8 protein-coding genes are annotated in these 13,604 nt (G+C 39.5%); 1 reads left to right on the top strand and 7 read right to left on the bottom strand.

All coding sequences use genetic code 11. The features are described 5' to 3' along the window. The first annotated feature begins 64 nt into the window (after positions 1 to 64). Entirely contained in the window at positions 65 to 3,220 is a 3,156-nt protein-coding gene (locus HMPREF0381_RS02360) for a glycoside hydrolase family 2 TIM barrel-domain containing protein (RefSeq protein ID WP_008750262.1), read from the top strand. Positions 3,221 to 3,312: 92 nt separating this feature from the next. Here the strand turns inward: HMPREF0381_RS02360 and HMPREF0381_RS02355 are convergent, their stop codons facing one another. The 7 genes from HMPREF0381_RS02355 to HMPREF0381_RS02325 form a co-directional block, all read right to left on the bottom strand. Further along, positions 3,313 to 4,287, bottom strand: coding sequence for a cell wall-binding protein (locus HMPREF0381_RS02355; RefSeq protein WP_008750261.1), 975 nt, complete (start codon positions 4,285 to 4,287; stop codon positions 3,313 to 3,315). Positions 4,288 to 4,456: 169 nt separating this feature from the next. Further along, positions 4,457 to 6,013 (bottom strand): ribonuclease Y, encoded by a 1,557-nt coding sequence (gene rny / locus HMPREF0381_RS02350; RefSeq protein WP_008750260.1) that lies wholly within the window; start codon positions 6,011 to 6,013, stop codon positions 4,457 to 4,459. 173 nt (positions 6,014 to 6,186) lie between these two features. Continuing rightward, the gene (locus tag HMPREF0381_RS02345; protein ID WP_008750259.1) at positions 6,187 to 8,856 is read right to left on the bottom strand and encodes a calcium-translocating P-type ATPase, PMCA-type; all 2,670 of its coding nucleotides are present in this window, start codon (positions 8,854 to 8,856) and stop codon (positions 6,187 to 6,189) included. 100 nt (positions 8,857 to 8,956) lie between these two features. Continuing rightward, positions 8,957 to 9,562: a TerD family protein gene (locus HMPREF0381_RS02340; RefSeq protein ID WP_008750258.1), complete on the bottom strand. Its 606-nt coding sequence runs from the start codon at positions 9,560 to 9,562 to the stop codon at positions 8,957 to 8,959. Between the two features lie 22 nt (positions 9,563 to 9,584). Further along, positions 9,585 to 10,166 carry a TerD family protein gene (locus HMPREF0381_RS02335; protein WP_008750257.1) on the bottom strand — a complete coding sequence of 194 codons (582 nt, stop codon included), beginning with the start codon at positions 10,164 to 10,166 and terminating at the stop codon, positions 9,585 to 9,587. Between the two features lie 11 nt (positions 10,167 to 10,177). Next, positions 10,178 to 11,320, bottom strand: coding sequence for a toxic anion resistance protein (locus HMPREF0381_RS02330; protein WP_050784240.1), 1,143 nt, complete (start codon positions 11,318 to 11,320; stop codon positions 10,178 to 10,180). A 56-nt stretch (positions 11,321 to 11,376) separates the two neighbouring features. Beyond that, positions 11,377 to 13,575 (bottom strand): YceG family protein, encoded by a 2,199-nt coding sequence (locus tag HMPREF0381_RS02325; protein ID WP_242824382.1) that lies wholly within the window; start codon positions 13,573 to 13,575, stop codon positions 11,377 to 11,379. Positions 13,576 to 13,604 lie beyond the last annotated feature (29 nt).

Raw genomic sequence — 13,604 nt, 5'->3', positions numbered from 1 at the left:
GTGGAAACTTGTTTTAAGATTTCATACCTTTTATTGATAAAATTTAACTTTAAGAGAGGTAAAAATGAATAAAGATATCTTAAAAAATATTTCAAACCCTTCTGTCTTTGAAGAAAACAGGCTTCCCGCCCACTCTGATCATAGTGTATATGCAAATAAATCGGAGTTACTAAAGGGAAATTCTTCACTTATTTATCCTTTAAACGGAGTGTGGAAATTTGACTACTCTATAAATCTTAATTGTACTCCTGACGGCTTTGAAGCTTTGGACTATGACTGTAAGAACTGGGAAGATATCAGAGTTCCCGCACATATACAGATGGAAGGATATGACAGACCGCACTATGCCAATGTAGCATACCCATGGGACGGCAGACAGGCGCTTAAATCAGGAGAAACTCCGACAGATTTTAACCCTGTAGGCAGTTATGTAAAGTATTTCACATTGCCGAAGGGCTTTATAAAGGACTCTCTTATACTCAGGTTTGAGGGCGTGGAGAGTGCGGCGGTCATATGGTTAAACGGTTATTATATAGGTTACTGTGAGGACAGCTTCACTCCTTCAGAGTTTGATTTGACAAAATATGTAGTCGACGGAGAAAACAAGCTTGCAATACAGGTGACCAAGTGGTGTGCCGGTAGCTGGCTTGAGGATCAGGACTTTTTCAGATTTTCAGGCATCTTCAGAAATATTTATCTCTACACCAAGCAAAAATGCCATCTTGAGGATATTGAAATCAGGCAGGTCTTTGAAAATAACAGCTTTGAGAATGTTAAACTTAATTTTTCTATAAGCTTAAGTAATAACGCGGATGTAAAGCTTAGATTATTTGACGCTGTGGACTTAACACTGAAATCAAATGAGTTTAAGGTCTTTGATGAGATGCCTGTAGTTTATGAAACTGTAGGTAATTTACATTCAGGCAAAAACAATATTTCATTTGATATAAACTCTCCTAAGCTTTGGAGTGCCGAGATTCCAAATCTTTATACTCTCTATATTGAAATTTTTGACGGAGAGACTTTACTTGAGGTTTCCACAGTAAAGGTAGGCATCAGACTTTTTGAAAAGAACTCCGACAATGTAATGACATTAAACGGTAAAAGAATTGTCTTTGCAGGTGTAAACAGACATGACTTCAGCTCAAAGTTCGGCCGTGCGATCACCTTTGATGAGATCAAAAAGGATATTGTGACCATGAAGGAAAACAATATAAATTCTATAAGGACAAGCCACTACCCTAACTCATCGGCACTCTATGAGCTATGTGATATCTACGGTATATATTTGATTGATGAGTGTAATCTTGAGACTCATGGCAGCTGGGACGGTCTTATAACGGGTGTATCCGACTATGACTTTGTACTGCCCGGAGATAAAAAGGAATGGTTACCTCTGTTACTTGACAGGGCAAACTCAATGTATATGAGAGACCGCAATCACTCAAGTGTTCTTATCTGGTCATGTGGCAATGAAAGCTACGGAGGCAGTGATATATATGAGATGAGTGAGTTTTTCAGAAAGGCGGATTCAAGCAGACTTGTACACTATGAGGGAGTTTATAATGACCGCCGTTACAATGACACCTCAGATATTGAAAGCAGAATGTATGCAAAGGTGGCTGAGGTCAAAGAGTTTCTAAAGACTCACAGGGATAAGCCTTTTATCGAATGCGAATATACACATGCTATGGGCAACTCCTGTGGCGGTATGCAGCTTTATACCGAACTTGCATGGGATGAGGAGCTTTTCCAAGGCGGCTTTATCTGGGACTATATTGATCAAAGTATCACAGGTAAGGATCCTTTCGGCAATGATACACAGTACTACGGCGGAGACTTTGACGACTCCCCTACCGACTACAACTTCAGTGGAGACGGTATTGTATACGGTGGCGACAGAGATACTTCACCGAAGATGCAGGCTGTCAGATATAATTACAGACCGGTCGATCTGAAACTTGATTTGGACAAGGATACTTTACATATTCATAACAGGAATCTTTTCAGAAATCTAAGTGATTATAAGTTTATAATATATATAAAGAAGTTCGGCAAGACTTTATTTGAAGAAAGTTTCTTTATAAACGGTGAGGGACTTTGTAAACTTGACTACAACCTGAATATAAAAGAAAGGGTTAAGAGTCTGTTTGATATATACTCTGATGAGCTTATCGTGGGTGTGAAGGCAGTCTTTGATATCGAAACGATTTATAACTTAGGTGAAGTTACATTTAGTGAGGTGGCTGTGCGTGAAAATATGCAGATATTTGATGCGCTTTCACCGTCACCTGATGCTAAACTTATATGCGATACTCCTATACTTGAAAAAAGACCTTATAAACTTATTATGGGCATAAGTAATTTCGGTGTTAGGGGCGAGAACTTTGAAGTGCTCTTCTCACAAAACTTCGGCGGACTTGTATCTTACAGATATGCAGGTAAGGAACTGCTTAAGGCTGTCCCAAGACCGAACTTTTGGAGAGCTCCTACAGACAATGATATCGGCAACAATATGCCTTTCAGATATGCAAAGTGGAAGATGGCTTCACTTTATGCCGGTACAAGGATTCCGAAGGATGAAAGTACATATTGGCCTGCTTTCAGACCTGTTATAAAGGAATGTGAAACTTATGTCTCCATAACTTATAAGTATGCACTGCCTGACTCTGCTGATGAACTTAGTATGGAATATCAAGTATATGGCGACGGCAGCATCAGGATAAATACCGAGTACACTCCTGCTACAGGCATATATGATTTGCCTGAGTTTAGCACTTTATTTAAGCTTAAGCCTGAGTATGAGAATATCTCCTGGTATGGTGCAGGTCCTATGGAAACCTACTCAGACCGCCTTGTGGGCGCAAAGCTCGACCTCTACAGCGGCAAAGTAAGCGATCAGCTTGCAAAATATCTTTCACCACAGGAAAGCGGCAACAAGGCTTTGGTGCGCTTTGCCAAGCTTACAGATAAAAAAGGTCGCGGACTTTTGGTTGCAGGCGACTGTATCAATGTATCCGCTCTTTGCTACACTCCAAGTGAACTTGAAGAGGCAAGACATGACTTTGAACTGCCTCCTGTCACAAAGACTGTACTTCGTGTCAGCCTCGCTCAGATGGGCATCGGCGGTGATGACTCATGGGGTGCCCCTACACTTGATGAGTATTTGCTGAAAGGTGACGGTACATTAAAATTCAGCTATGTTATAAAGGGAATCTGACACATTAAATAATACAATAAAAAGGTCTTAGACATCACATATTATTTGCGACGGTCTTAGACCTTTTTTATGAGAATATGACTTAACTATAATTATTTCCCGTTTGCACTGTATATGCCTGAGGCTCCTACATAGTATCCGTCAGGTGTTGTAGCGTTTGAGAGCATCTTTCCGGTATTTAAATCCATATAGTACCAGTTACCGCCTATCTGCTGCCATCCTACAAGCATATATCCGTCGGCATTGAAGTAGTACCAGTCACTACCTATCTGCTTCCATGCAGATTTTACATAACTTCCGTCAGCCTGTGTATACCACCAGCCCTTATCGTTGTGCTGCCATGTACCCTGTGTTGTCCGGCTCTGACTCTCACTGTAATTCTTATCTGCATCAGCCTGACTTATACTGACAGCATTTGAGGCTACCCAGCTGCCGCTCTTAGAATTATCACTGCTTAAAGCACGTACCTTAAGTACATAAGTTCCCTGTCTGTTCATAAGATATTTTAAATCTGCACTGTTTGTTGTAAGGTTCTGTACACCGCCTATTGTAGATGAATTGTCTCTGATAAGCTTTATCTGATAGCCTGAAGCTCCCTGTGCCCCGGACCATGTAGCTTGACCCGAGCTGTTCAATGTCACACTCTCTATCAGTGAAACCTGATCTGTAAGTGCAGGCAATTTGATATCTACATACAGATCATTTGAAGTATTCTCTCTTCTTGCTTCTATCAGTTCTCCACCTGTAATCTTAAAATCCTCCGCCTTATATACACTGAAGTAGTAGTTATCATCAGCCGCCAAATGTACTGTTATCTTCGGAATATCTGTAAGCTCCCAATTGGTACCCATATCTAAGAAATCCACACCCTCTATGCTGTAGCTACTTCCCGATGTACTTACTGTAATATCATCTATATTCCTGGGCTTACCTACCGTTACAGCATCCGACTTTATATTTATCTTTACCGACTTTATTCCCGAGGCGGCAAATGCCGTCATAGAAGCTGCCAAACTCATTATTCCGCTTAACATCACTATTGCAAATTTCTTTTCAAAACTGATCATATATCTATATCCTTTCAATCATATTTACTAAAGAACTCTCTCCTTAATATTAAATACTAATTTACACTTTCAGTCAATTACTATTATATGAATTTTAATTAAAATCAAATATTATTGAGGTTTTGTCCGCTAAAAAAAGGGCGACAGCCTTTCGCCATCTCCCTTATTATTATCTTGCAACATCCGCCACTCTTGATTCTCTGATTACATTTACCTTGATTTGACCCGGGTATTGCATCTCTTCTTCTATTCTCTTTGAGATATTTCTGGCCAATATAACCATATCGTCATCACTTACTCTTTCAGGTAATACCATAATTCTTACCTCACGGCCTGCCTGTATGGCAAATGACTTCTCAACCCCGTCAAATGAAGTTGTGATCTCCTCAAGCTGACTTAATCTGTTAGTATATGTCTCCAAGGTCTCTCTTCTTGCACCGGGTCTGGCTGCCGATATAGTATCTGCCGCCTGAACCAGACAAGCTATAAGTGACTCCGGATCAACATCTCCATGATGTGATTCCACAGAATTGATTACAACAGGATGTTCTTTGTATTTCTTACAAAGCTCCACACCAATCTGAACATGTGAACCTTCCACCTCATGGTCGATGGCTTTTCCAATATCATGTAATAAACCGGCTCTCTTTGCCAATCTAATATCCACTCCAACTTCCGCTGCTAAAAGTCCTGCCAGCTGTGCCACTTCTACAGAATGTTTCAAAGCATTCTGACCATAGCTGGTTCTGAATTTCATTCTTCCAAGCAATTTGATAAGTTCCGGATGTATACCATGCACACCTACCTCAAGTGCTGCATTCTCACCTTCTTCTCTCATTATATTGTCGACTTCTTTTTTTGCTCTGTCCACCATCTCTTCGATTCTTGCAGGATGGATACGACCGTCAACAATCAACTTCTCAAGTGCTACTCTGGCTACTTCTCTCCTTACAGGATCAAAACAGGATAAAACTACCGCCTCGGGTGTATCATCTATGATAAGCTCTACTCCTGTAAGCTGCTCCAGTGTACGTATGTTTCTACCCTCACGGCCAATAATCCTGCCTTTCATATCATCATTGGGCAACGCCACTACTGAAACTGTTGTTTCCGCTACATGGTCTGCTGCACATCTTTGAATTGCAGTTACCACATATTCCTTAGCCTTTTTATCGGCTTCATCCTTTGCGGCATTCTCTAACTCTTTGATTAGTTTTGCCTTGTCATGTTTCACTTCATCTTCAACTGATTGCAATAAAAATTCCTTAGCCTGATCACTTGTAAGACCTGATATCCTCTCAAGCTCAGCTATCCCCTTATTATACAGGGTCTCTACTTCTTTACTTCTTGAAAGTATGCTTTCTTCTCTTGCAAGAACACTTTCTTCCTTCTTTTCAAGTAAATCCTGCTTCTTGTCCAAGTTCTCTTCTTTGCTAAGTACTCTTTTCTCATAGCGGGCCAACTCCGCCCTTCTCTCTTTCACCTCTCTGTCAAGCTCGTTTTTTGTCTTTATTGACTCTTCTTTCGCTTCCAAGAGAGCTTCACGTTTCTTTGTTTCGGCTGTTTTTAAGGCTTCCTCTATTATTTCTCTGGATTTAATCTCTGCTGATCCGATTTTATCTTCATATGACTTTTTACGATGAGCAATCGCTAAACTCCAACTTAGAGGCGCCACAACAACTATCGAGAGTATCACCGCTATTATTATACTTCCCAGTTGTGACATAAAAGCACCTCCTTATTCAATTTTCATTGTTCAAAACAACATTCTAATTTTAACAAAAAATGAACAAAAAGTAAAGGAGGGGAAAATAAGCAGTCTGAAACTTATCGACATAAATTTATCTTATATATAATTCAATTTAATAAAGACGCCCCTTTTGGACGCCTTTGTTATTATTACGCATTCTTATATGTTCCCGTTACAACTTTTCTAAGCAGATCTGCCGGTATCATTGTGAACGCCAATATATATACTGTTATCCAGCCGACTATACCGAAAGGTACACAGCTGAACATCCTTCCGATAAATTGGAAAGGTGCAAGCGGTATTAAACCTGAATTTACTATCAATGCCTGTACTATAATAATGGCAAAGAATACCTTTAAAAATCCCGGGTTTTCTTTTAATCCGCTAAAGATACCGAAGCCGTCATCTCTGACATTGAATCCGTTAAACAATGCACTTGCTATAAACAGTACAAAGTAACCTGTAATCAATTCATCAACATTTCCGCCAAACAGATTAAGGAAAAACGGTACTTTAAGATATATAAAACTTATAATTGTCAGCCAAAGTCCCATAGTAAGGATTTGAACAGCCATATTCCTGCTGACGATATTTTCATCTCTTCTTCTCGGCTTTTCAAGCATATAGCTTTCCTTTGCAGGCTCATTACCAAGCATTATAGCTCCCAGACCGTCCATTACAAGGTTTACAAACAGAAGGTGGGTTACCTTCAGCGGTTCTTCTATTCCAAAGAAAGGAGCAACAGCACTTACTATAACCGCAGTTACATTGATAACAAGCTGGAACTTACAGAACTTAAGTATATTGTGATAGATTGTTCTGCCGTAGAGTATGGCATCCTTTATTGACCTGAAGTTGTCATCAAGTATTACAATCTCTCCGGCCTCCTTGGCCGCCTCAGTACCGTTACCCATAGCAAAGCCTACATCCGCTCTCTTTAATGCAGGTGAATCATTTACACCGTCACCGGTCATACCTACAACAAGATTCATCTCCTGACAGAGTCTGACCATTCTTGACTTATCTGTAGGAAGGGCTCTGGCAATTACTCTGATATGCGGAATAAGTTTCTTTACTTCATCATCACTCATCTCATTTAATTCTGCTGATGAAATCGCTCTGTCTGAAGTATTTTTCAAAAGACCTGCATCTTTTGCAATAGCTACAGCCGTCTCAAGTCTGTCACCTGTAATCATTACAACCTGAATACCTGCTCCCATAACTTCCGCGATAGCATCCTTTGCCTCAGCTCTGACATCATCTCTGATGCCTACAAGACCTATAATAACCACATCATCATTGATAGAATTTTGTACAAGCTCTTTTTGTGAGTATCCGAATGCCAAAACTCTCATCGCTCTTGCTGCAAGCTCATCTATCTTTCTGTCAAGTACCGCCTTATCAACAGTCTTTACTTCACCGTTCTCATCAAGGTACTTTTTTGCCTTTGCAAGCAGTCTTTCAGGCGCACCCTTATAAAAAGTCTTACCAAGCGAATCTATCCTTGCCTGACTGAACTTATTTGTTGAATTGAATCCCTGATGCGCTCCGACCGCCAAATCTTTATTGTCTCCCAGTGCATTGAAAGTATCTTTTCCGATAAACTTCATAAGTGCCTGATCTGTAGCATTACCGCCGATTACAACCCCTCTGTCATCAAACAGTGACTGTGTATTTTTACCGATTGCAATATCTACAAGACCTTTTACCTTGCTGTGCTTACTAAGTTCTTTAATCTCTATAGAGTTGCCGTCCGCCGTAAAGAAATCCACCACTTCAAGGCTGCCCTTTGTGATGGTACCTGTCTTATCACTGAAAAGTATATTCAGTGAACCGGCCGTCTCAATACCCTCCGCCTTTCTTACAAGGACATTGTGGTCAAGCATCCTGCTGGTATTTTGCATAAGCACAAGCGATATCATAAGAGGCAAACCTTCAGGTACCGCACAAACTACAATAACTATAGCCAGTGTAACCGCCTTTATAATATCCTGCACTATATACTCGATTCCAAGTGCAAAATAAGGAGCAAATCCGCCGGCTCTTATTACAAAGTATGCGAGGTACAAAACCGCAATAACTACCGCACCTACATATCCGAATATGGATATCTGATGTGCAAGCTTTCCAAGCTTTACCTTAAGCGGTGAATCAGGGTCTTCCTCATTCATCTCAAGAGCCATCTTACCCATCATTGACTTAAGTCCGACTCTTTTTACCGCTAAAACACCCTCACCGTCAAATACCACCGCACCTCTAAAAAGTGAGTGAGCATCTACAAAGGTATCACCTGTTATATCTTCTCTAAGTTCAAAAGACTCGTCGGCAGCAGTCTTTTTACATTCCTCAGCTTCACCGTTAAGTGCGGAGTTGTCCACTCTTAAATCCCCGTTTATTAGAATACCGTCCGCCGGTATCTTATCTCCCGACTGTAAAAGTACCAGATCACCTACTACCACATCATCTACGTCTATGATAGTTACAACACCGTTTCTATAGACCTTACAGGTATCCTTCTTTGTGTTGTCCTTCAGCTCACGATACTTGGTATCGCTTGCCACTCCTGTCTTTGCAGATACAAAAGCAACTATGATTACTGCAATTATAATTCCAAGCGACTCATAAATCTCTGCATGTCCGAAAAAATACATCGCTATCATAAGTGCCGCAATTGCAAGGAGTATCCTTATTATCGGATCGTTAAACGATTCTCTAAATTCCTGCCAAAAGGTGGTCGGTTCGGAATCGGGAATCACATTTGAGCCGTTTTTCTGTCTTGACTGCTCTACTTCTTTCTCAGTCAAACCGGTAAATTTCATATAATTTCCTCTTTCAAAGTTTTAGGAGAAAGCAAAAGCTCTCTCCCGTAATTTATAATAACCAGACTATTTTACAACAGTTTCACAATAATTAAAAGTATTATATGTACCTATTTGCAAGTTCTCCAAGGCTTGCATCTGTGGTACCCTGTCCTACAGCTGAGAACTTCCACTCACCGTTATGTCTGTACACCTCTCCAAAAATCATTGCGGTCATGCCTGCATAGTTTTCTGTAAGATCGTACTTAAGTATCTCTTTGTTGTTTGAAGCATCTACAAGTCTGATAAATGCATTTCTTATCATTCCGAACTCCTGATGTCTTTGTTTTGCCTGATAGATATTTACAACAATGACTATTCTGTCATACTCTGCCGGAACACTTGCAAGGTCGATTGTAATCTGTTCATCATCTCCCTCACCTGCACCTGTCAGGTTGTCGCCCATATGAATAACTGTACCGGATCTGTGACGAAGATTGCCGTAGTATACAACATCTTCTTTATGTACCAACTTGCCGTCCTGTAAAAGAAAAGCTGATGCATCACAGTCGATATTGCTTTCACCGCTTGAACCGCCGAACAGTGATGATAAAAATCCGCCGCTTTTTTTAGCTTCATCCCAGCCAAGTCCGACTACAATCTTTTTAAGGCCTGCATTTTCCTTTGTAAGACTTACCTTTTGTCCCTTTTGTAAACTGATAGACATAAATCCTCCTGCTCTCTTTTACCTATGCCACTTCTATTCCGTAGTGGTTGCAAAGTGCGGCAAGTCCGCCGCCGAAACCGCTTCCTATAGCATTGAACTTCCACTCACCGTTATGTTTATAAAGTTCACCGACTACTACGGCAGTCTCAATAGAGAAGTCCTCACCCAAGTCAAATCTGATAATCTCTGTATTTGTCACTTCATCCACTATTCTGATATAGGCATTTGAAACCTGACCGAAGTTCTGTCTTCTTGACTCCGCATCATAGATTGTTACGGTAAATGCAATCTTTTCTATATTTGCAGGTACCTTTGACAAATCAATCTTTATCTGCTCATCATCTCCGTCTCCTTCACCTGTCAGATTGTCTCCCATATGCTCCACACTCTCTGACGGATGCTTCAGATTACCGTAGAAAATAAAGTCCTTTTCAGTAGGGCATTTTCCGTTTGAGCCTACCATAAATGCCGCCGCATCAAGGTCAAAGTCCGCACCTGAATCAAATGCATTTACATCCCATCCAAGACCTACGATAACTTTTTTCAGTCCCGGATTTGTCTTTGTTAAATCTACTTTTTGTCCCTTTGATAAATTGATTGGCATAAAATCCTCCTTTATACACCGAATTTTTTATAAAATTCATTTTTAATATTTTCAAGTTTTACCTTGTCTTCAGCTCTCTGTCTTCTGGCTTCATCCTGTATTCTCTTGGTCTCTTCGATACCGTTTACAATAGTTTTCCAAGACTTCTCAAGAGTATCTACTTTTATTGAGCTGCCTGAAGCCATCTGTGCTGTAAGTTTTGCCTGTTCAACAGTATTGGTTGCATTCTTTAAAATCATCTCATTTGTCTTTTTATCAAGCTCTGATAGTGCTTCCGCCTGCAATCTCTGTCTCTTAAGCATAATAGCCTGTGCCAGACTCTGTTTAAATATAGGCAATGTTATAATAAAAGCCGAATTTATCTTTCTTATCAGGTTTATATTGCTGAATTCCATTGTCTTTAACATTGGAATAGTCTGCATAGCCACATTTTCAGCCACTCTAAGATCCTGTGTTCTTTGCTCAAGCATCATAAGTGCATTGTTAAGAGTGGTAAGCTCAAACTGTATGGACTTATCACCGGTGCGCTCCATCTCGGCAGTTCTGTCTGCGATAGCCGACTCAAGTTCTTTACAGCCTTGTTCACCTGCCAAGATATACTTAAGCAGATCATGGTAATAATTTACATTTGAGTCAAACATAGTGTTGAGCTTTTTGTTGGTCTCTTTGATCTCACCTTCATAGCCTTTAAGCTCTACATATATCTTGTCAATCTCACCGCCCATGGTCTGATATTTTGCCATTATCTTATCAAGCTGCTTTTTGATACCGCCAAAAAGTTTATCAAAAAGACCCGGATCCTGCTTAATCTCTTCAATATCAAACTTACTCATGATATTGGAAAGTACACCAAGCATCTTGGATGTCTCTTCGATCTGAGAGATATTCATGCTGTTGAGTACCAAATCCGATGACTTGGATATCTCAGTAGCCACTTCTCCGCCAAAGGTCACTATACTGTCAAGATTATTAAGCTCTATCTTACTTACAAGTGCATCCACCTCTGCCGAATCAACTAAATCATTTCTCAGTTTCTCAGACTCTATTGCAATATCGAAAGTCTGAGTGGTAGCCGGTAATGTCTCACCTTCTGTAGCAGTGTTTGTTACTACACCGGCTTCACTTTGTTTTGCCTTTGAAAAATCGAGTCCCATTCTTCCCTCCTCGCTCTGTGCTTTAAAAACAGCAGACACAGAGTTCTATAGTTTTATTAACCAAAAAATCTGGCAAAAAATGATTTTTTCTTATCTTTGCCGGACTTTAGCCTACTGAAATCAGGTATAGCTACATCATAAAGATAATTGCCGATTATATGCTCTTCCATTATCTGATTGTTGAAATATTTGCCGGTATTATCATAGCCTGTCGGTACAAAAAATAATATATCAAAGCCAATCAAATTCAAAAAAGCCGCAATTATGCTGTCCTCCAACGAGATTATGCTCTCAGTTGTATTTACTATTATAAGCTTTGGAGGGCATTTTGTAAAATCAAAGCTTTGTATAAATCTTAAAATTTCCTTAGGCAAGTCTAAAACAATTGTAATAATCTTATACTCGACACCGTTTTGCCCCGTTCCGACTATTATTCTACTCTTTAAAAGAGCAGACAGCTTACTTAAAATATAGTCCTGTGTTTCGGCTCTAAGATAGTCATATTTAAACCCGTCCCATTTTTTGATGCCCTCTTTATCAAGCCTGTTATTTTTATAAAATGAAGTCACACCCGCCGCCACACTTACATTGTTCTTACAAATATTTTCATTCTTATATAGGAGTGTGGTATCTGTCAGCAAATCTTTTATTTTGCCGAAATATGTATCAATATCGGAGTTTGGCACACCTGAAACCTTTGCACATATCACAGGAATATTTACCACATTGTCTACCGTAGAAAAATTCGGTCTGAATCTGGCTTCCTGCTTCCAATATATGGCTATCTCTTCATAAGTTGTAGACAGTCTTATCGCATTTGCCTTTGCAAACTGCATATCTCTGTACATACCTGTATCAGAGTACATCATACTGTCCAAATCTCTTTCCGCATTATATGCCGTTGTACTAATAGTAAGACCTGCGCTGTCTGTCGGAAACTCCTTTACTTTCAATGTCTCGTCAAATTGGATATCATAGAGATTTTTATCTTCAAGCTTATCTTTTATCTTTTCAGGGTTAAATATAACCACATCTATCGGCAACTTGGCCGCCATCTTTAAAAACAGGCATTCACTGTCACTTTCCACAGTACCGAAATATATAAGTATCGGTGTGGGAGAATGAATATCCGTTCCTTTCATCAACTCCACTATATATCTGTTAATCCAACACAGTATATATATGCCCTTGTTCAGTATCTTATTGAGATCCATATTCATAAGCTTACTTGTCTCAATCATAGTATCTACAAAGGCATCTCTTGCAACATCTATAAAGGTATTGCTTGTAAACTTGATATTGGTCTTCAGGTCAAGAATAAGCTGATTTTCATTGGCATAATTGCCTCTTTTTATCTTAGCTATCTCGTCAACACTCGGATTTGAAATATTATTGTTTATTACCTGTATCTTTCTGTTTGCTCTCTTTAAGTCCTGATACAAAAGATATAATTCATTTATATAATTATTTCTGTTGTCACAACCGTTTATCCTTACAAACATATTGTAGAAAAAGGCGGTATTCTCACCTCTTTTAGTATTCTTTAAATCTTCAAAGATATCACCGCTAAGCCATGTATTGGTATTCGGCTTGATATTTACATTGCCGCTGTATAAGAGTTTTCTGTTCTTGTCATCCTCATACAGCTTAAGAAGCCAATCCAGATTAAATCCGGGCGGAAAACCTTCCGTACCCATTTTTAAATCTATTGAAAATTGCGATTTGGGATCTATTGCCAGGTACTGTGAGTCGCCGCCCGGTTGCAAGAGTATAATATCCGCTCCTGCATTTGATAATATATTCAAGGTGGAAAGCTCCGAGAAGTTTACATTTCCCCAGAATATAATCTTCGGTATATCCTCACTTCCAAGCTTTTCCATAATATTATAAAAGTTATAGTAGAGCCAACACATTATCCTTGTAAAATTGTTCTTTAATATTTCTATATTTTTGCCCTGTCGCCTTAACACCTCCAAGCTGTCAAAGATTCCGTCCGCCATAGATGCTCTCTCATAATCTCTGATCCTTGGCAACCATCTCTTTAGAGCGTCCGCTATAAAACCCGGACCATGCACATATCTGTCACCGATAATCTCGTTAAAATATGCGATATTTTCGGCTGTCGGATTTTCAATATGTGTATCAATGATTGTACCATCTTTTTTTGCCAATTCATAATACTTTCTAACAAATTCAAGTATTGTTTCATCATAGGAGTTTATTCTGTAAAAATAGACTCCTCTCGGCTTTCTCATACTCAGTCTTTTAAAAAAATCATCCGGCC

Source organism: Lachnoanaerobaculum saburreum DSM 3986 (assembly GCF_000185385.1).
Lineage (GTDB): Bacteria > Bacillota > Clostridia > Lachnospirales > Lachnospiraceae > Lachnoanaerobaculum > Lachnoanaerobaculum saburreum.
The sequence above is the reverse complement of the archived record's forward strand: the minus strand, read 5'-3'. Positions and strand labels throughout refer to the sequence as shown.

Excerpts from the sequence above, each read along its gene's own strand:
- rny (WP_008750260.1), bottom strand. The coding sequence starts at position 6,013 with ATGTCACAACTGGGAAGTATAATAATAGCGGTGATACTCTCGATAGTT.
- HMPREF0381_RS02335 (WP_008750257.1), bottom strand. The coding sequence starts at position 10,166 with ATGCCAATCAATTTATCAAAGGGACAAAAAGTAGATTTAACAAAGACA.
- HMPREF0381_RS02355 (WP_008750261.1), bottom strand. The coding sequence starts at position 4,287 with ATGATCAGTTTTGAAAAGAAATTTGCAATAGTGATGTTAAGCGGAATA.
- HMPREF0381_RS02325 (WP_242824382.1), bottom strand. The coding sequence starts at position 13,575 with ATGAGAAAGCCGAGAGGAGTCTATTTTTACAGAATAAACTCCTATGAT.
- HMPREF0381_RS02345 (WP_008750259.1), bottom strand. The coding sequence starts at position 8,856 with ATGAAATTTACCGGTTTGACTGAGAAAGAAGTAGAGCAGTCAAGACAG.
- HMPREF0381_RS02330 (WP_050784240.1), bottom strand. The coding sequence starts at position 11,320 with ATGGGACTCGATTTTTCAAAGGCAAAACAAAGTGAAGCCGGTGTAGTA.
- HMPREF0381_RS02360 (WP_008750262.1), top strand. The coding sequence starts at position 65 with ATGAATAAAGATATCTTAAAAAATATTTCAAACCCTTCTGTCTTTGAA.
- HMPREF0381_RS02340 (WP_008750258.1), bottom strand. The coding sequence starts at position 9,562 with ATGTCTATCAGTTTACAAAAGGGACAAAAGGTAAGTCTTACAAAGGAA.